The sequence below is a fragment of the Geodermatophilus obscurus DSM 43160 genome (assembly GCF_000025345.1).
Classification (GTDB): Bacteria; Actinomycetota; Actinomycetes; order Mycobacteriales; family Geodermatophilaceae; genus Geodermatophilus; species Geodermatophilus obscurus.
On sequence record NC_013757.1, the window covers coordinates 1,540,569 to 1,558,507 of the forward strand.

A 17,939-nucleotide genomic window follows, 5' to 3' on the forward strand; every position below is an offset into this window, starting at 1 on the left:
CTCAGGCCGGTGCTCCGGGGCGCGGACCGGGGTCAGGGGTGCGCCGCTCCCGCCCGCGGGCCTGGCAGGGATCCAGGACGGGGGCCGCTCACAGGTCGCGGCGCGAGAAGGCCAGCGCGGCCAGCCCCCAGACCATCGCCACCCAGACCACCGTCCACGCCAGGTACGCCGCGGTGAGCGGGGCCTCGCTGAGGAAGGGGAACCCCTCCAGCTCGACGCCGAACTGGGCGAGAGCGGACGGGTCCTGCAGGGAGTGCATGGCCCCGCGCCAGAGCCCGTCGGTGGGCAGCAGCACCCGCGACACCGTGCCGACCCGGGCCACGTCGTCGTTGCCCAGCGCCTGCCCGATGCCGCCGACCACGCCGGCGATCCAGGTCGCGCCGAACAGCCCGACGGCCACCACGCCGGATGCCATCGGCGACACGACGGTCGACAGCAGCAGGCCCAGGGTCAGCAGGACGGTGGTCTGCCCGGCCAGCAGCGCCAGTGCGCCGACGATGTCGGGAGGCCAGTAGCCGACGGTCAGCTCGACGACGAGGCACTGGGCCAGGCCGGCGAGGACGACGAACCCGCTGCCGAAGGCCACCAGCCCCAGCCACTTGCCGAGCAGCACGGTCGAGCGCCGCACCGGCCGGGCCAGCATGGCGAGGGAGATGCCGCTCTCCACCTCACCGGACAGCGTCGGCCCCGCGAGGAACGCCGTGCCCAGCGCCGCGATCAGGCTCATCCCGAACATGACGAGGTTGAGCAGCTGGGACGCCACGAGCCGGGCCTGGCCGCTGGTCATGGCCCCGAACTCGGTCTCCACGGAGGCCAGCCGGGCGAAGCCCCAGCCGCTGAGCACCAGCAGCGCGGCCGTGAGGGCGACCAGCGCCCACAGCACCCGCCGCCGCGAGGCCTCGCGCAGGGTGAGCGCCGCGATCGTGAGCACCGCGCGGGCGGTCACGGCCGGCCGTCCCCGGAGCCGGCGCGCAGGATGCCGAGCAACCGCTCCTCCAGGCTGATCCGCGCCGGCTCCACCGCGTGGACCTGCACGCCGAGCCCCACCAGGTCGCGCACCAGGGAGGGCACCGCGGCCCCGTCGTCGTCGGCGGGCAGCGCGACGGTGGACCACTCGCCCTCGCGCTCGACCGGCCCGGCGGCGGCCAGCCGCGCCTCGGCCGCGGGGCTCACCCCGGTCAGGTGGAGCCGGACCTCGCGCTGACCGAGCAGCTCGGCCAGCGTGCCGGAGGCGGCGACCCGGCCGCGGTCCAGCACGACCACCCGGTCGCACACCCGCTCCACCTCGCCGATGAGGTGCGAGTTCAGCACCACCGCCACGCCACGCTCCCGGAGCGACAGCACCACGTCGCGCACGTCGGCCCGGCCGAGGGGGTCCAGGGCGCTGGTCGGCTCGTCGAGCACCACGAGCTCGGGGCGGGCCACCAGCGCCACGGCCAGCCCGAGCCGCTGCTGCATGCCCTTGGAGAAGCCCCCGACCCGGTCCCCGGCGCGGGCGCCCAGCCCGACCAGCTCCAGGCAGCCGTGCTGCTCGTCCCGGGGGATGTCGGCGCCGGCCAGGCGGACGTGCAGCCGGAGCACCTCGGCCGCGGTCAGCCAGGGCTGGTAGCGGAACAGCTCGGGCAGGTAGCCCACGCGGGCGCGGGCGGACGGGTCGGCGCCGGGCCGGCCGAGCACCATCACCTCACCCGCGTCGGGACGGACCAGCCCCAGCAGCATCTTGATGACGGTGGTCTTGCCGGCCCCGTTCGGCCCCAGCAGGCCCACCACCTCACCGCGGCCCACGGACAGCGAGACGCCGTCCACGGCCGTGCGCCGTCCGTAGCGCTTCCGCAGGCCGTCGCACCACAGGGCCGGGGTCGGGGGCAGGTCGCGGACCAGTTGCGCCGCGGCCCGGACGGCGGCGTCGCCGGGAGCCGCGACCGGAGGTGCGTCGGCCATCGTCAGCCCAGCTCGCGGGCCAGTGCCAGCACCTCGTCGGTGCCCAGCGCGCCACCGACCAGGTTGACGACGCCGTCCTCGACCCAGACCACGGCGGCCAGCGCCTGGTCGCGCGACTCGAGCACGGTGGCGGGCAGGCCGCCGACCTCCGCCTGCGAGGTCTCCACCAGGTCGACCGGCACCGGGATCGGCAGGGTCGATCCGTCGGCGGTGAAGGTGCGCAGCTGGGCCGCCACGTCCTCGGGGAGGCCCGGCAGCGAGAGCAGGAAGTCCCGCACGGTCTCGAAGGGGACGCCGGACGACGACGCCGTGGGCGCCACCGCGCGGCCGACCACGAGGGTGGGCAGCCCCGACGTCTGCGACCACACCGCCGCGACGCCCGGGCCCGCGGTGAGGCGCACCTGGCTGCCGTCGAGGCCCGCGGGCACGGGCGGCAGGGGTTCCCCGGACGCCGCCGCGGCCTGCGCGGCCTTCTCGGCGGAGAAGGTGAAGACGCCGCTCAGCTCACCGACCACCTGGTACACCGGCTCGCCGTCCACGCCCCGGGGCAGGTCGGCCACCTCGGGGACCTCCAGGCCGGTCTCGTTCCGGGCGGCCGCGGCGTCGGGCACGGACTGCGGGCCGTCGTCGCCGGTGAGCTCGACGTCGCCGTAGGCGGTGAGGTCGGGCAGCGCCACGAGGTCGTCGGGGCTCACCTCGAGCGGGGCGACCTGCTCGGTGCGGAAGATCGGCAGCCAGTCGTTCGCCGCCGCGACACCGGCGCCGCTGAGGACGACGGCGAAGGCGAGCGCCGCGGCGGCCGGGCGGCGCAGCAGCCCGCTCCGCCGCCGGGGTGCCGCCGGCACCGCGGCCCGGGCGGGCAGCGCCGTGGACAGCCGCTGCCAGGCGGCCGCCGGGTCGACGTCCGCGGCGCCGTCGGTGTGCAGCGCGGCCCCGACCACCGTGGCGTCCTCGCGCGCGGCGGCCAGGCCGGTGAGGCAGACGGGGCAGTCGGCGACGTGCTGCCGGTCGGCGTCGGAGACCCCGGCCGGCTCGTCGACGAGTCGGCGCAGCACGCCCTCAGTCGGATGACGCATGACGGTTCAGCTCCTCGCGCAGGGCGGATTCGGCGCGCCGCACCGTGGTGCCGACGCTGCCGGGGGACAGATCGAGCGCCGCCGCGACGTCGGCGTAGCTCAGGCCGCTGTGCCGCAGCACGAGGGCCACGGCCTGTTTCCGGGGCAGCCGGGCCAGCGCGGCCCGGACCCGGCGGCGTTCCTCGAGGGTCACGACCGCGTCGGCCACGTCGGGCGCGACGACGTCGTCCGCCGCGGCGGCGCTCTCCTCTCGGGAGGCGCGGCGGCGACCCGAGCGGAGCAGGTTCAGCGCGGTGTGGGCCGCGGCGACCGAGAGCCACCCGCGGGCCTCACCGGCCGGCACGGAGGAACGGCCGAAGGACAGGAACACGTCCTGGGCGACGTCCTCGGCGGAGTCCCGGGACCCGAGCACCCGGGCGGCCACGCCGACGACCCGCGGGTACTCCCGGCGGAACACCTCGTCGAGGTCGGCACGCACGGCCCCGGTGGCCGCAGACCGGGGGACCGCCACGCCGTCCGTCCCCCCGATCCGCACGCCCGCGCTCCGCTGCACCGCGCCCGGGAGGGCCAGGACGGCCTCGGGTCGTGCCCGTCGAACGAGGTCCATGTCCCTAGAGCACCGCCCGGGGCCCGTGTGTGACACCCGCCGAGGATGCCTGCCCATGGCCCCCTGCAGGGTCCCGCCGCCGGCCCCGTCCCGAAGCTCGGCCCCTTGCAGGGTCCCGCCGCGAGCCTGCCAGCGGGAGGGCAGGGGGTCCTCCCTCAGGCGCGCCCGGCCAGCGAGCCCGTCTCGTCCACGTAGCGGCCACGCAGCCGCACGAGCGGGGCGCCGCCGCGTGCCAGCACCGGGACGCCGGTGACCTCCAGCAGGGCCAGCACGTGGTCGCCGGCCCCGACCAGCCGCTCCAGCCGGCAGTCCAGCGCCGCTAGCCCGCTGTCCAGCACGATCGCCTCGCTGTCCCCCGCCCGCTGCCACGGCACCGACTCGAGCAGGTGGCGGGCGCTGGGCCGCCCGGCCGAGGAGAACCGGCTGGCCACGATGGCGTGCTCGGCAGCGAGGACGGTCAGCGCGCACCGGCCCACCTCCTCCAGCACCTCGGCCGGGTAGCCGCCCGCGGTCAGCCCCACAGCGACCAGCGGCGGCTGCGCGGACACGCTCATCACCGAGGTGACGGTGGTACCGACGTCGTCGATGTCGTCGCGGACGGTCAGCAGGCACACCCCGGCGGCGTACTGGCGCAGCGCCTCGGCGAACGTGGCGGGGTCGACCGGCATGGCGGCCAGTCGACCACATCCCGGTCCGGGCCGAACGGTGTGCGCCGGTCGATGACCCGGACGGCGGCCCCCGTGCAGGGTCCCGCCGCTGGCCCCGTCCCGAGGCTCACCCCGAGCGTGCGAGGGATGAGGAGGACGGGGTCCTTCCACGGTGGGGGGCAGGGGGGTCCTCAAGCGAGCAGCAGCAGGGCGTAGGCGGCGAGGCTCGGCCCGTCGGTGAACCGGCCGTCGCGGACCATCGACCGCAGCTCGGCCTCGCTCACGAACGCGGAGCGCATGTCGGCCTCGGTCGCCTCCCGGGCGGTCGGGCCCTGCGCCAGGTCGGTGGCCAGCCAGACGTCGAACTCCTGCGTGGACAGCCCCGGCGCGAGGTCCAGGTGCCCGAGGTGGCGCAGCGAGCCGGCGCGCAGGCCGGTCTCCTCGGCCAGCTCCGCGCGGGCCAGCTCCTCGGCGGAGCCGTCCGACCCCGCCGTCCAGGTGCCCTGCGGGAACTCCCAGGCCCGCCGGCCGATCGGGTGGCGGAACTGCTCGACCAGCCAGAAGCCGTCGCGCTCGTACGGCAGCACGAGCGCGAAGTCCGGTTTCTCGACGACGCTGTAGATCCCGGTGCTGCCGTCGGCGCGCTCCACCACGTCCTCCCGCACCCGGATCCACGGGTTTCGGTAGACCTCCCTGCTGCCCGTCGTCCGCACGCGGCCAGCCTCCCAGGGCGGCTCGGCGTGTGTCCGGTCACCGTGCTGGAGTGGGGACGTGCAGCTCGGACCCTCCCGCACCACGTGGCGCCGCTACGTCGCTCTCGGCGACTCGTTCACCGAGGGGCTGGCCGACGCCGATCCGCAGCGGCCGGGGGAGTACCGCGGCTGGGCCGACCGGCTGGCCGAGCACCTGGCGGCCGCGGCCGACGGCGACGTGGAGTACGCCAACCTGGCCATCCGCGGCCGGCTGCTCGCGCAGGTGCTCGACGAGCAGGTGCCGGTCGCGCTGGCCGCCGGGCCGGACCTGGTCAGCCTGGTCGCCGGCGGCAACGACCTGCTCCGCCCCGGCGCCGACCCCGACCGGCTCGCCGCCGACCTGGAGGACGCCGTCGTCCGCTTCCGGGCTGCCGGCGCCGACGTGCTGCTGGCGACCGGCGTCGACCCGCGGCAGACGCCGATCCTGCGGCGCACCCGCGGCCGGGTCGCGGTGTTCAACGCCTCGCTGTGGTCGATCGCGGCCCGGCACGGCGCCGTCGTCCTCGACCAGTGGGGCGCCCGGTGGGTGCAGGACTGGCGGATGTGGGACAGCGACCGCATCCACCTCACCGCCGAGGGCCACCGCCGGACGGCGTTGGCTGCGGCGACCGCGCTGGGCCTGCTGGTGGACGACGACTGGCACACCCCGCTGCCCCCGCAGCCGCGCCGCGCACTGCGGGCGGCGTTGGCCGAGGAGGCGGCGTGGGTGCGCGGGTTCGTCGCGCCGTGGATCGGCCGGCGGCTGCGCGGCCGGTCCTCGGGCGACGGCCGCGCCGCCAAGCGGCCGGTGCCGCTGGCGCTGCCGCGCGGCTGAACGAGGACCCCTGCCCCACCGTGGAAGGACCCCGTCCTCCGCACCCCTCGGAGAAGGACCCCTTGCCCCCCACCGCTCGCAGGCTCGCGGCCAGCTCCTGGACGGAGCGGTGCCCCTAGTCCGTGTCGAGCCGGCGGTCCTCGGTGGGCAGGCCTTCTGAGACCAGCTCGTCGACCGTCATCGCCCGGGTCGCCGGCGGCTGGGGCGGGGGCACCGGCGGCAGCCCGGAGGCGACCACGGCCTCGCCGTCGAGCACGTCTTGCACGGTGACCTCGCCGGGCGGCAGGGTGCCGGTCAGGTCGACGTCCCCGGTGCTCGGGACGGTGGCGGGCAGCGGCGCCGGCCGGCCGAAGGCGTAGCCCTGGGCCATCTCGCAGCCGTGCTCGCGCAGCCAGTCGGCCTGGTCGAGGTCCTCGATGCCCTCGGCGATGACCTGCAGGCCCATGCCCAGTCCCAGCTGGACCAGGCCCTGCACGAGCGCCGCGGTCGAGGGCTCGGTGACCACGTCGGCGACGAACGAGCGGTCGATCTTCACCGTGTGGATGGGCAGCCGGTGCAGTGCGGTGATCGCCGAGTAGCCGGTGCCGAAGTCGTCCAGCGCCAGGGTGACGCCGGCGTCGGTCACCTCGGACACCGCGTGCAGCGTCGCGTCGGCGGCGAACAGCGCCGTCGACTCGGTGATCTCCAGCTCCAGCCGCTCCGGCGGCAGGCCGGACTCGGCCAGCGCGTCGGTGACCAGCTCGGCGAAGCCGGGCTCGGCGAGGTGGCGGGCGGAGATGTTGACGTGCACCCGCAGGCCGGCCGGCCAGCCGGCGGCGTCGAAGCAGGCCTGGCGGAGCACCCAGGCGCCCAGCCGGGAGGTGAGCCGGTTGTCCTCCGCGGCGGTGAGGAAGGCCCCCGGCGGCAGCAGCCCGCGGGTGGGGTGCTGCCAGCGGATGAGCGCCTCGTAGCCGAGCAGCGTCTCGTCGTGCAGCGACACGATCGGCTGGTAGAACAGCCGCAGCTCGTCGGACTCCAGGGCGTTGCGCAGGTCGGCCTCCAGCTGCAGCTGGTCGACCTCGCTGTCGGACAGCCCGCCGTCGTGCACCTCGATGCGGGCGCGGCTGCCGTCGGCCTTGGCCCGGGTGAGCGCGGCGTGCGCCTGGCGCAGCAGGTCGTCGGGGGCGACGTCGGAGCCCAGGGTCAGGCCCACGCTGGCCGACAGCACGATCTCGCGCTTGCCGATGAGGAACGGGTCGTCGAGCACGCCGAGCAGCCGGTCGGCCATGGTGCGCAGGCCGTCGAGGTCCTCGACGTCCTCGGCGAGGATGAGGAACTCGTCGCCGCCCAGCCGCACGGCGGTGTCCTCGACCCGCGTGCTCCAGCGCAGCCGGTCGGCGACCTGGATGAGCAGCTGGTCGCCGGCCTCGTTGCCGAGGACGTCGTTGACCGCCTGGAACCGGTCGAGGTTGAGGTGCACCAGCCCGACCTGCAGCCCGCGGCGGCGGGACAGCGCGAGGGCGTGGTTGAGCCGGTCGTTGAGGGCCCGCCGGTTGGGCAGGCCGGTCAGCGGATCGGTGAAGGCCCGCCGGACCAGGTCCTCCTCCGCGCGGCGGCGGTCGGTTCCGTCGATCAGCGAGAGGACGACGAACTGCGGCGTCCCGGTGCTGGTGTGGATGACCTCGTGCGACTGGGTGGCCCACAGCTCGGTGCCGTCGGCGCGGCGCAGCCGCCGTTCGCCGTCCACCCGCAGCCACGGGTCCAGCGGGCCGTCGGCGCGGTCGGGCACCGGGGCCTCGTCCGGGTGGGCGAGCAGGTCGACGTGCCGGCCGACCATGTCCTCCGGCGTCCGGCCGGTCATGACGCACAGCGCGTCGTTGACCACGAGCAGGTGGCCGTCGAGGTCGACGAGGGCCTTGGGGATCGGCGCGGTGACGAACAACGCGCGGAAGAGCTGTCCGCGGTCGGCCAGCAGGGTGTCGATCGCGCGGAGCCTCGAGCCGGCGGCGGCGCCGGCGGTCCCCTCCTGGGGACGCGACACGTCGTGGGCGCTCAGGTTCACCCGCACAGCCTGCGGGACAGGACCCGTCCAGCCCGGGAACTCGTGGACGGAGAGTCGTGGTCGACTCACCACAGACAGTCACATTTTGAGCACGTTGAGGCAGGAGTGACGGGTGATGTGCGGCCGGGCTCCCGCCCGGGGTGGTGCTGGCCGTCGTCGGGAACACGGGCGGGGCTCCTGGTGCTCGACCGCAGCGGAGCGATGAGAGGTGAGGGTGATGGAGAAGCGGATCGGGTTCCTCTCGTTCGGGCACTGGCAGCCGATCCCGGGCTCGCAGGTGCGGACCGGGCGGGACGCCCTCGTGCAGAGCGTGGAGCTGGCCGTCGCGGCCGAGGAGGTCGGGCTCGACGGGGCCTACGTGCGGGTGCACCACTTCGCCCGGCAGCTGGCCTCGCCGTTCCCGCTGCTGGCCGCCATGGCCGCGCGGACCCGCCGCATCGAGGTGGGCACCGGCGTCATCGACATGCGCTACGAGAACCCGCTGTACATGGCCGAGGAGGCCGCGGCGACCGACCTGCTCGGCGACGGGCGGCTGCAGCTCGGGGTGAGCCGGGGGTCGCCCGAGACGGCGCTGCGCGGCTCGGAGGCCTTCGGGTACGTGCCGCCGGAGGGCTCGACGGACGCCGACCTCGCCCGGCAGAAGACGGCGCTGTTCATGGCCGCGATCCGGGGCGAGCGCCTGGTGGACGCCGATCCGCGGATGACCGGCGGCATGCCGGGCAGGCTGGCGGTCCAGCCGCAGTCGCCAGGCCTGGCCGAGCGCATCTGGTGGGGGGCCGGCACCCGGACGACGGGGGAGTGGGCCGCCCGCCAGGGACTGAACCTGATGAGCTCCACGCTGCTCAGCGAGGACACCGGCGTGCCCTTCGACGAGCTGCAGGCCGACCAGATCGCCCGCTACCGCGCCGCCTGGGCCGAGGCCGGCTGGGAGCGGACCCCGCGGGTGTCGGTGAGCCGCAGCGTCCTGCCGGTCACCAGCGATCTCGACCGGCAGTACTTCGGCGAGCGCTCGGGTGAGGACCAGGTCGGCCTGCTCGAGGGGGTGCGCGCCCGTTTCGGCAAGAGCTACGTCGGCGAGCCCGACCAGCTCGCCGAGGAGCTGGCCGGGGACGCCGCCGTCGGTGAGGCCGACACCCTGCTGCTCACCGTGCCCAACATGCTCGGCGTCGAGTACAACGCTCGGCTGCTGGAGACGATCGCCCGCCACGTCGCCCCGGCCATCGGCTGGACGCCGTGGGAGCAGCGCGTCCGCTGACCGTCCGGTCGGCCGTCGGGCACAGCGGCGCGGGGTGGGTGCGCCTACGCCGACGGGGTCGCAGGAGGCGGTGTGGTCGCCCACCCGTGCCCACCGCGAGGACCTCCTGGGACGACACAGGCGACCAGCGCGCCAGAGCCAGCGCCGCCGTCACGTGTCGGACAGCGCTCCTCTCGGAGACGACTGAGCCGGCCTTCCCTGGGCCGAGGGCCGCCGCCGCCTGGCGACGCCGGCCGCTGCGGGCCTCGGTGAGGTCACGGGCGTTCGCAGTTCAGCGCGCCCATCGCCCGGTTCGGGTTGATGCACCGGTCCCAGCCGTCCCCGCCGTCGTTGGTGTTGGTGCCGGGCCCCCCATCGAGCCGGTCGTCGTGGTCGCCACCCTCGAGCTGGTCGTTCCCGTACTCGCCGAAGAGCCGGTCGTTGCCCCCGTTGGGATTCGACTCGCGCAGCATGTCGTCGTCCGGGCCGCCGTACATGACGTCGTTGCCCTCGAGGCCGTTGAGGTCGTCGGCTCCTGGGCCGCCGTGGATCTCGTCCCCACCTGAACCACCCTCGAGTTCGTCCCGGCCCTCCTGACCACGGAGCCAGTCGCCGCGCTCCTCCCCTCGGACCTGGTCGACATCGAACGCACCGGCCCCGCTGGGCCCCGCGTAGATGGTGTCCCGACCAGGCCGTGGCCGGGTGCTGGAGTCCCCGTAGTCGCCACAGATGACGTCCGGGCCGTCCAGTCCGCGGATGGTGTCGTTCCCGCCCAGCCCGATCATCACGTCTCGACCGTTGGTCCCGACGAGTGTGTCGTTCCTCTCCGTGCCGATGTGCGTCGGCGTCAGGTTCAGGCAGGTCACCTGCTGCGCCTGAGCGGCCACGGGGCTGACGAGGCCGGCCGAGGCCACCACGGCTACGACGACGGCCGGCCGGATTGCACGCCGAGTCCGTCCCCGCACGGGTTGGCATCCGTACATGACGACTCCCTTCCTGGACACGTCCACCGCGAGGTTCGCGGATGGGCTCCTCCGGAGGGGGCTCCTCGTAGCTCTTCGACGGGGCTGCCAGGACCCCTCTGGAGACGACGCTGCGACCCGTCCGGTGCCGGGACCCAGGGCGTGCCCCGCGCGTGCGGATGGGTGCCAGAGGGGTCCCTCCGGGTGTGCCATCGAGATCGTCGCGGACGGGTCTTCCGGACGATGCTCCCGCGATGCCGTCACCGCAGCGTCACGGATCCGCCAACAGGCGGCCTCGAGGAACGGGGCGGTGGCCTCGTGCCAGGCGCACGAGGACCGTGGGCGCGCCCGGCAGGGATCGAACCTGCGACCAAGTGCTTAGAAGGCACCTGCAAGATCACGGGGACAAACACGCAGGTGGGGTGGGGTGGCGGGTGGAGTTCACTGCCCCCGGACGCCCACAATTACCTGCTCTCTGGGCACCTTCATTCACCCCACTGCACCAATTCGTCAACCGTGGTGTGCCCTCACTCTGTGCCCGCCACCGTTAACGGCTGGGTTGAGGACCAACGCCTCTTGCACGCTGCATGGTTATGCAGCTACGCGCATACGCGCGCGCTCACAAAGCGCACGGAACCTTGGAGAAGTGAAAGGGTAGCGGGCCTTTATCACCGTGGTGATCTTGAAAAGGGTGGGCAGAGGGATCTCCACCCCACCCCGCTGCGGACCGTGACCGAATCGAGGAGTCTCCCGGCATGACCATCCGGCGGTTCACCGATGCCGACCGGCAGGACATCCGCGACGCGGCCGAGGAGCGTCGGGTCCTGGACGAGCTGTACCGGAAGGACTGGGCGCGGACGATCTCGTCTGAAGAGACGGACGAGCGGATCGCGTACCACTGGGAGATCATGGGCACTCTGCAGATCGACCCGTACCGGCGCAGCTAGTACCGCGTCAGGCAACCTCCGCCCTGAAGGCGGCTTTAGAACAGTGCGCCCTGAGCCGGGCCCGGGGCGTATGTGGCCCCGCGATTCGTCCCACTCGGATCCCCGCCAGTTCCCCATAGGCGTACGGTTCAGTTAGAGGCTGCCCGGACCGGCATGTACGGAGGGTCGAATCTGTGAACACATCCCTACCCATTAGCGTCGTTGCCGTGGTCGTGTCATTTGCTGCTCTCATTTCGTCAATCTTCCTAGGAATCCGCCAGCAAAGGATGTCACGACAGGCGTATCATGTATCCGCCTTCCTTCAACTTATGTCTGAATTTCGGGACCCGGCATTTCACGACGACTACAACTACGTCGTCTCGAGGCTCGCCAAGGAACACTCCTCGGAGCTGGGCGTCTTCGACCTGCCGGATCCCGCAAGGACGGCCGTGATCAAGATTGCCTACTTTTTTCAGAACGCGGTCACTTTTGTGGCGTTCGGCCTCCTCGACGAGCGAAAGGTTATAGCTTTCCTGCACGTGCGCCTATACAGCGTCTGGGAGGCGATAGCAGAATACGTCGAGGTTGAGCGGAAACGAAATGCGACCGTGGGCAGGTACTGGCTCAGTCGGCTGGAGACATATGCAGCGGCGGCCCGGTCGATCACCGCCGACGAGGCACTTAAGCAGGGTTTCGTCGCGGTGAAGGCTCGCGGCCCCGATTCTGGCGGTGGGGACCCAGTAAAAGAGAGAACGTGAACGGCACTTGGAGAGTGCTAGCCACTCGCTGAGAAAGTGCGCAGTCCGGGAGGCGGCTATCTCTCGGGCACTAGGCGGCATGCGGGAGCGCCCCTATTCAACACCGTCGATCAAGGTTATTGTCCGGCGTGACGCAGTCATGGGTTCCGCTGTGGGGTGTCCCTTAGTAAGCCGCTCAGGGCGGGGGTGGGCAGCCCGCGCGGAACTAGCTGGCCGCGCTGCTCACGCCTGCCTCAGCGGGTCCGGCGACCAGCCCATGCGGCGGACGCAGCGTGTCAGCCGGTGGGCGTCCTCCCTTCGGTCCAGCACACGGAACTTGACCGGCCCCCGCAGGCTCACGGCGACCTCCCGTCGGTTCTGCCGGAGCAGGGCCAGCAGCTCGGTCAGCGGGTCGTCCGGCTCCCGGTAGTCATGCGCGAGGTCGGGGACCGGTCAGCCGGCACCGTCGTGTCGTAGGTGTCCGCCCCCTCAGTCGAGCTGCCGCCGCCAAATCCCTGTGGCACTCTTCCCACGCGGCGTCATCACGACTAACGAGGTCCGCCACGAGCCCCTTCGCTCCCCGCGCCAAATGCCGCTCGGAAGTCATCCGTTGCCGGGGCCGTGCGCGGCCAAGATGGACCCGAGTCGATCCGACTCCTCGCGAGTGGGCGTGAATTCAACGCGTTTGCCGTCCACCACGACAAGAACCTTGGGTTGCGCGCGCTGCCTGGACTTCCGTCGGAAGGCGAGGTAACTCGTTATGGCAGCAAGGATGGGGGGTACTGCTGCGGCCCCGACGAACCACATTTCGGATGACATCTCACCCCTCCTTCACGCGTGAGGCTGCGTACATAGAGAAGCCACCGGTGAGTACCGTAAGTCCGAACATGATGGTACTTGAAACGGCGATGGCGTAGTGATCTGGGTCTGCGTCAGTAGCAGTAGCGCCTGATATCTCTGCGGCAGTCAACGCATCACTCAAGTCCGCATACCATAAAGATGCGATTACCAATTCAGCGCCACACGCAAAGCTGAGGACTAAGAAGAACATGACATCTGGACTGCGACTCAGTCCTAGGATAAGTTCTCCAAGTACGCCCGCAGCTATCACTGCGCTGATTATCAGGAGTTCGCCGTTGCCACAGACGGCCGTGAAGGTTGGGCCACCGGGCGAATTTATTCCTTTGATAGCCTGTATAGCGAGAGGCAACAATGAAGCGACACATCCGAAGAGGACCCACATCACCAGACGTATCCAGTGATCGCGCGTCCACCACCGGCCAGTGGAAGTTCGTTCGGCCATCAGCCTGCCTTGCCATGACGAACGGCGCGACAAGCTGGACTTCTTCGCTTATTACCTGAACGCACGACAGATCTTCCCCCGCCTCTGATGCTGTCAAGCGCTTCACGCCATTAGATTAAGGGGCTACAGAGCGCTGCGACTCGGCCAACGAGTCACTCGATAAGTCTATGTATGCGTGTCGCTACTGATGGTATGACAAACGTAACGAGAATCGTCTAGACGTCCTAGACGTCTAGTGGTAGACGTCACGATTTTTAGCGCAGCCCCGCGTCGGGCTCATCGTCAACATTAACCTGTGCAGTCAGGTTGTGTGCGAAGGCAGGGAACCCTGTCCTAGGAGGCGACTGGCGGAGTAAACCCTTCATATGCTCCCTTAGCGCTTTTCCTCGTCGCCCGGAGAGCAAGGACTCGATTGGGCATCTGACTTCACGGGCAGGGGCCCGCCATAAGTTACCCGAGTCAAGGTCTATCGGGCTCCAACACGCCCAGCCCGCCCTTAACTCTCCGAAGGCGACGGTTCGCATTGCGACGCCATCGCCGATCCAATGCGTCCGTAAAGACAAGTATCGGTTGTTCGATAGCGTACTGAACTGTGGCGTCGTATCCCGTTTCTCCGTTCACGACAGGCGTGCGAGCTATTTCATGCCTCATCTTCGCGATGGCTCGAGTGTTGGGCGGTAACTCGTCTAGGGTTAGCACTTCGTATATTTCTGGGCCTACACCCGCGCCGAAGCGCCTAAAAGGCGTTGCGGAAGCCGGCTTGGCTTGCCCCGCCTATAGGTGGCATTGGTGAGGCGGTCGTGGCGCGGCGCGCCAACCCGGCTGGCGTAACCTCGCGACGACTTCTAGGCCATGAGGGGCCATGCTGCTGTGGGCTAGCGCGGCCAAAAATTTGAACGGGCGGCACCACTAATTGGATTTCGAAGGCAGGACTCTCGGACCGGTTCGACACACGTATGACAGCGGATAGAGCTAGGACAACCTCTCCTTCAGCTCCAAACTTCGCCTCAGGGGCCTTCTCCACCGAGAGCCATGCTGAAATCCGAGATGCCTGGTCACGCTCTTTGTCGCGGACGCTTCGTTGATACGAAAGGGCGGCCAGCATCACGGACGTGGACATGAAGGCGATTCCAACCCAAGTCGGGACGTTTCCCCCGTCGAGGCCTGTCACATCAGCTCCCTGAGCGTAGGAAGGTGGCTGCCGAGCAATCTGCGCTACCGCAGCCTCGGGGGGAGCGAGCCCCAGTGTCTTCATAACGCCAGGGACACCGACCTAGCCCTGTCGACTTGTGCAGTCGGCTTGTCTGCCGAACTCGGAGACCTCCTCGCAGGTGATCACCCGCTCGCGCGCCGGGATCGCCGCGCACAGGCAGTTCAGCAGCGAGACATGTACGCGAAGGCATGAGGCACAGCACGTGGCGGCCATGGCTAGGTCAAAGGTGCCTGCTTCGATCTTGGGGCCGGGCGGCGGCTGCCGGGCGGCGGCTGCCGGGCAACGCGTCACCGGGCCGAGGGGCGTCCGCGCCGCGAGGATCGGTGCATGGCGCACCAGACGGATCTGGATGACAACTGGCCCCCTTCGCACCTTGTCGAGTACCTGCGCGCCGCACCCGCAGATGGGCCGCCTGTGGCTGTCCTGCCGCGTCCCCGCCGCTTGGCAGGGGGCGGCGACGGGCTGGCGTACCTGGATTGGGACGAGCAGCTCGTCCGGGGGGTCAAGGCACGAGGTGGAGCGGTCGGCTTCGGCGGACGAGAGGAGCGGGACCTACCGAACAAGGCCGAGTTCGGCGGGGGCGCAGACGCCGTGGCCGAGTTCGCGCTGGCCATCCTCACCAACGCGAGCTGGGACGCCATCAAGCTGACGTTGCAGAACGCCGCGTGGCTCCTTCGCCGCCAACTGCAGCCAGCGCTTGACCGGGGCGAAGCGGTGGAGGCCCGCATCGGTATCGCCCGACTGACAGGCGACAGCGTCGAAGGGCTCGTTGTCCACGCGCCAACCCCTGAGGGGGCTAGCGAGGCGGCCGAGCGTGTCATCCGCGCCTGGTTCGACGCACGCCGGGATGCGGCTGACTGACTGCGCGGCTCCCGGCTCCCTCGCAGGAACTTATGACGGGCCTCACATCTACGGACGGGATGCTCGGCGCGGCGAACGAGTCGGCCGGGTCGTTCGCGGGGCGAGAGAAGGGTGAACGAGAGTGGATGACTGGACGCGGGCGCAGATTCGCGCCGAGGAAGACATGCGCGACGAGATGCGCAAACGGGCCGAAGAAGAGCGAGCACGGACGCTGGCCCGGGTCGCCATGGAGCAAGAGGCCGCGCGTGTACAGGAAGCGGCAGAAGCCAGGCGGCGGGCCGAGGACATGGCCCGCCGTCACCAGAACATGGCGGACGGGTATCGCAGGAACTGGTGAGTCGTGGCTTAGTTGAGAGCTGAGGGGAGCCTCCACATTAGAGGCTCCCCTCAGCCCGCTCCAGACCCGCGCCACACCTTGGCCGCCCTTAGCGTCCTGGCCCGCATCCTTAACTTCGCGACGGTGGTGTGGGCGGACGGCTAGGTACTGGCATCGACCTCGGGTGCAGTCGGCTGTCGCCTGCGTGGCAGCCGCACGCGCTGCCGCCACCGCCGCCGAGCCTCCTGCGGGTCATCCACCACCCGCTCGCGCGTGATCCGTTCCAGCATGTCCAGCGCCTTGCCGTACCCGGCGGCCCGCTGCAACGCGGGGCCAGCGGCTTCCACGTCGGCCCGCTTCCCGTTGGCCTTGGCGCTGTTCAGGATCGGGGGCAGCTGCTTGGGGATCTCTTCCATCAGCTCGGACATGCGAGTGACGTAGGCCAGCACGGGTGGGTCCCGAAGAACGAGCCGGGCGGTCAGCAACGCGCGGCTGTGCGCCCTGTCGAGTGGGCCGTGCCCGTCTACCGCCGGGCTGTTACCGAAGGCCACGGCGTCCACAGCCACCATGGCCCGCAAGATCACCGCGTCGAGGCTGGCCTTGTACTCCCGGCCGGTGGCCAGCACCTCGGCCAGTGCCTCACGCTGCTCCACCCGGCGGTCCTCGTGCCGGTCCAGGCGGCGCTGTTCCGCAGCGTGCCGCTGGTTCAAACGCACGCCCAGCAGTGCGAAGCCACCGGCCAGGACGGCGGTGACAATGCCCAGCCACCACGGCGCTGACCCACTCCCGCCGTCGGCTGCCGCAGACCAGAACGCCAGCGCTCCCCCGTTGTTCACGGCCGCCGACCCTACGTGCGGTAGAAGTCCTCGCCGCCCTGCCCGTCCGGGGGACGCGGTGGACGTGCACCGCTGCCTACGCTCCCGTTGTGCCCTACCCGCCGCGTCCGCAGCTGAGGCCGCTGCCGGAGTTCGCCGGGACGGCCGCGCCGCGCCCGGACCCGGCCGTGCAGGCACGCGTCGAGCGGTTCGTCCTCGACGGGTACGCGGGTGGGCGCTCGCTGCACGAGCTGGCCGAGCTGACGGACCGCTCGCACTCGGCGGTCCGCAACATCCTGGACAAGCACGGCGTCCGGCGGCGGCCGACCGGCGCTGAGGCGATGCCCGCCAGTGCCTCCGCACGGCGGGACGGGCACGGGTAGCCGCCGGGACGCCGCCCCCGTAGAGAAGGGTGTGCGTAGTCCACACCGGCCTCACGCTTCGAAGAAGTCCTCGTCGATGCGCTTCAGGTGGTACGTCTCCTCGATTGACACCCCAACGTTGCGGTCCACCATCAGCCGTGACAGCTCCCGACCGTCGATAAGGACCAGCCGCATGCCCACCCGGTCCGCGTAGGCCCTCGCGTCCGGGGTGAAGGAGCTGGTGGTGATGAAGACGCCACGGTTGGCCTGAGCGCCGGTCAGGGCCCCGACGAAGGCCTGGATGTCCGGGCGGCCCACCTTGCGGTCTACCGCATAGCGCTTGGCCTGCACGTAGACGACGTCCAGCCCGAGGGCGTCCTGCCGGATAACGCCGTCCAGCCCTTCGTCGCCGGGGCCGCCAAGGTGTTCAGTGGTGGCCTGCAAGCCGCCGTAGCCCAGGGCGGAGAGCAGCTTCAGGACCACCCGCTCCAGAAAGTCCGGGGGCTGGGCGACGATGCGGGCCAGCAGTTCGGCGGCCACGGACCCGTTGGCGCGGTCCACCAGCGCCTGCATCGCGTCCACAGGCGACGACTCGCTCAGGGTGTCGTCCACCTTCGACCCGTTGTCGGTGGAGTCGCCGCCTGCCTCCCGCTTTCTGCCCTTGAACTCCAAGAACTCGTCGAACTGGCGCAGGGTGTCCAGGCTGACCGGCCCAGCCCCAGAGCGCAGGACGTCGGCCCCCCTCTGACTGATCCGCGCCGCGCCCCGTCCTGGGCGTTCCAGCAGCCCTGCCTGGAAGAGGTACGTCACCGCCCAATACGTCCGGTCGAGGTTGCGGGACCGCTTGGCGCTAGGGGTCACCTCGCGCATGTCGTCGCTGGTCAGGCCCAGGACACTCGCCGCCTCTGCCGCCAGGTCGGCTACCCGATGCTCGTTCCCGTCGGAGGTGGCCCGAAGGACCGGGTCGAGGTAGCGGTGAAACGGCGGAACGGCCATGTGCCGAAACTTACTTGGCTGGTCCCTCGGCGCTTGGGACCGCCAGCCAGGCTGACGAAGGCAGCGAGCGCCGTTCTACTCGACGGGCCCGCAGGCCACGTGGTCGGCAAAGTCGTCAACCAGGGCTGTGAGCTGCGCCAATGCTGCCGTGGAGACGATGCAGCCGGGTGCCCGATCTGCCTGTGTCGCTGGCAGAGGGACTGCCGGGACGCGCTGACCTGGCCAGGAGGAGAGCGATCACCTTGCAGGTAGGGAGCCCCAAGGACGGCTCAGGGACAGGATCCGGGCCTCTGCTCGCCATCACCGCAGGTCAATCCGCGCATATCGGACTTTGCC

Annotated in this window: 17 protein-coding genes and 1 tRNA gene; 7 read left to right on the forward strand and 11 right to left on the reverse strand. The window is 71.1% G+C overall.

Annotation, left to right across the window (positions count from 1 at the left end; genetic code table 11):
• Window positions 1–88 precede the first annotated feature (88 nt).
• From GOBS_RS07315 to GOBS_RS07340, 6 genes are all read right to left on the reverse strand, one after another.
• The gene (locus GOBS_RS07315) at window positions 89–946 is read right to left on the reverse strand and encodes an ABC transporter permease subunit (protein WP_012947653.1); all 858 of its coding nucleotides are present in this window, start codon (window positions 944–946) and stop codon (window positions 89–91) included.
• Window positions 943–1,941 carry an ABC transporter ATP-binding protein gene (locus GOBS_RS07320; protein WP_012947654.1) on the reverse strand — a complete coding sequence of 333 codons (999 nt, stop codon included), beginning with the start codon at window positions 1,939–1,941 and terminating at the stop codon, window positions 943–945. Before GOBS_RS07320 ends, GOBS_RS07315 begins: the two co-directional genes overlap by 4 nt.
• Window positions 1,942–1,943: 2 nt before the next feature.
• Window positions 1,944–3,017, reverse strand: a complete 1,074-nt coding sequence (locus GOBS_RS07325; RefSeq protein ID WP_012947655.1) for a hypothetical protein — start codon at window positions 3,015–3,017, stop codon at window positions 1,944–1,946.
• Entirely contained in the window at window positions 3,001–3,528 is a 528-nt protein-coding gene (locus tag GOBS_RS07330) for an RNA polymerase sigma factor (RefSeq protein WP_041241993.1), read from the reverse strand. The genes GOBS_RS07325 and GOBS_RS07330 overlap by 17 nt, the downstream gene beginning before the upstream one ends.
• 251 nt (window positions 3,529–3,779) lie before the next feature.
• Entirely contained in the window at window positions 3,780–4,292 is a 513-nt protein-coding gene (locus GOBS_RS07335) for a flavin reductase family protein (RefSeq protein ID WP_012947657.1), read from the reverse strand.
• Window positions 4,293–4,462: 170 nt separating this feature from the next.
• Entirely contained in the window at window positions 4,463–4,984 is a 522-nt protein-coding gene (locus GOBS_RS07340) for an NUDIX domain-containing protein (protein WP_012947658.1), read from the reverse strand.
• Between the two features lie 58 nt (window positions 4,985–5,042).
• On the opposite strand from GOBS_RS07340, the gene GOBS_RS07345 reads away from it, so the two are divergent.
• Entirely contained in the window at window positions 5,043–5,837 is a 795-nt protein-coding gene (locus tag GOBS_RS07345) for an SGNH/GDSL hydrolase family protein (RefSeq protein WP_012947659.1), read from the forward strand.
• A gap of 115 nt (window positions 5,838–5,952) precedes the next feature.
• Here GOBS_RS07345 and GOBS_RS07350 read toward each other — a convergent pair whose 3' ends face one another.
• Complete coding sequence (locus tag GOBS_RS07350; protein WP_012947660.1) at window positions 5,953–7,878, reverse strand: putative bifunctional diguanylate cyclase/phosphodiesterase; 1,926 nt, start codon at window positions 7,876–7,878, stop codon at window positions 5,953–5,955.
• A 217-nt stretch (window positions 7,879–8,095) separates the two neighbouring features.
• Here GOBS_RS07350 and GOBS_RS07355 point away from each other — a divergent pair, with 217 nt between their 5' ends.
• Window positions 8,096–9,133, forward strand: coding sequence for an LLM class flavin-dependent oxidoreductase (locus GOBS_RS07355; protein WP_012947661.1), 1,038 nt, complete (start codon window positions 8,096–8,098; stop codon window positions 9,131–9,133).
• 254 nt (window positions 9,134–9,387) lie between these two features.
• Here the strand turns inward: GOBS_RS07355 and GOBS_RS07360 are convergent, their stop codons facing one another.
• Together GOBS_RS07360 and GOBS_RS27225 are read right to left on the reverse strand one after the other, a co-directional pair.
• On the reverse strand, window positions 9,388–9,999 hold the full coding sequence (locus GOBS_RS07360) for a calcium-binding protein (protein WP_166487322.1): 612 nt from the start codon (window positions 9,997–9,999) through the stop codon (window positions 9,388–9,390).
• Window positions 10,000–10,417: 418 nt separating this feature from the next.
• A tRNA-Arg gene (locus GOBS_RS27225) sits at window positions 10,418–10,532 on the reverse strand.
• Window positions 10,533–10,829: 297 nt separating this feature from the next.
• Between GOBS_RS27225 and GOBS_RS07365 the strand changes: the two genes are divergently transcribed.
• The 4 genes from GOBS_RS07365 (at window position 10,830) to GOBS_RS07380 (ending at window position 15,451) form a co-directional block, all read left to right on the forward strand.
• A complete protein-coding gene (locus GOBS_RS07365; protein WP_012947663.1) occupies window positions 10,830–11,021 on the forward strand; it encodes a hypothetical protein in 192 nt (63 codons plus the stop codon).
• 212 nt (window positions 11,022–11,233) lie between these two features.
• Window positions 11,234–11,758 carry a DUF4760 domain-containing protein gene (locus tag GOBS_RS07370; RefSeq protein WP_424954955.1) on the forward strand — a complete coding sequence of 175 codons (525 nt, stop codon included), beginning with the start codon at window positions 11,234–11,236 and terminating at the stop codon, window positions 11,756–11,758.
• 2,822 nt (window positions 11,759–14,580) lie between these two features.
• Window positions 14,581–15,114 (forward strand): hypothetical protein, encoded by a 534-nt coding sequence (locus tag GOBS_RS07375; RefSeq protein WP_012947667.1) that lies wholly within the window; start codon window positions 14,581–14,583, stop codon window positions 15,112–15,114.
• Between the two features lie 121 nt (window positions 15,115–15,235).
• Window positions 15,236–15,451 carry a hypothetical protein gene (locus tag GOBS_RS07380; RefSeq protein ID WP_041241386.1) on the forward strand — a complete coding sequence of 72 codons (216 nt, stop codon included), beginning with the start codon at window positions 15,236–15,238 and terminating at the stop codon, window positions 15,449–15,451.
• 140 nt (window positions 15,452–15,591) lie between these two features.
• Here GOBS_RS07380 and GOBS_RS07385 read toward each other — a convergent pair whose 3' ends face one another.
• The gene (locus GOBS_RS07385) at window positions 15,592–16,266 is read right to left on the reverse strand and encodes a hypothetical protein (RefSeq protein WP_012947669.1); all 675 of its coding nucleotides are present in this window, start codon (window positions 16,264–16,266) and stop codon (window positions 15,592–15,594) included.
• 89 nt (window positions 16,267–16,355) lie between these two features.
• Between GOBS_RS07385 and GOBS_RS07390 the strand changes: the two genes are divergently transcribed.
• Window positions 16,356–16,628, forward strand: a complete 273-nt coding sequence (locus GOBS_RS07390) for a helix-turn-helix domain-containing protein (protein WP_012947670.1) — start codon at window positions 16,356–16,358, stop codon at window positions 16,626–16,628.
• A 51-nt stretch (window positions 16,629–16,679) separates the two neighbouring features.
• On the opposite strand, the gene GOBS_RS07395 is transcribed toward GOBS_RS07390, so the two are convergent.
• Window positions 16,680–17,603: a restriction endonuclease gene (locus GOBS_RS07395; RefSeq protein ID WP_012947671.1), complete on the reverse strand. Its 924-nt coding sequence runs from the start codon at window positions 17,601–17,603 to the stop codon at window positions 16,680–16,682.
• Window positions 17,604–17,939 lie beyond the last annotated feature (336 nt).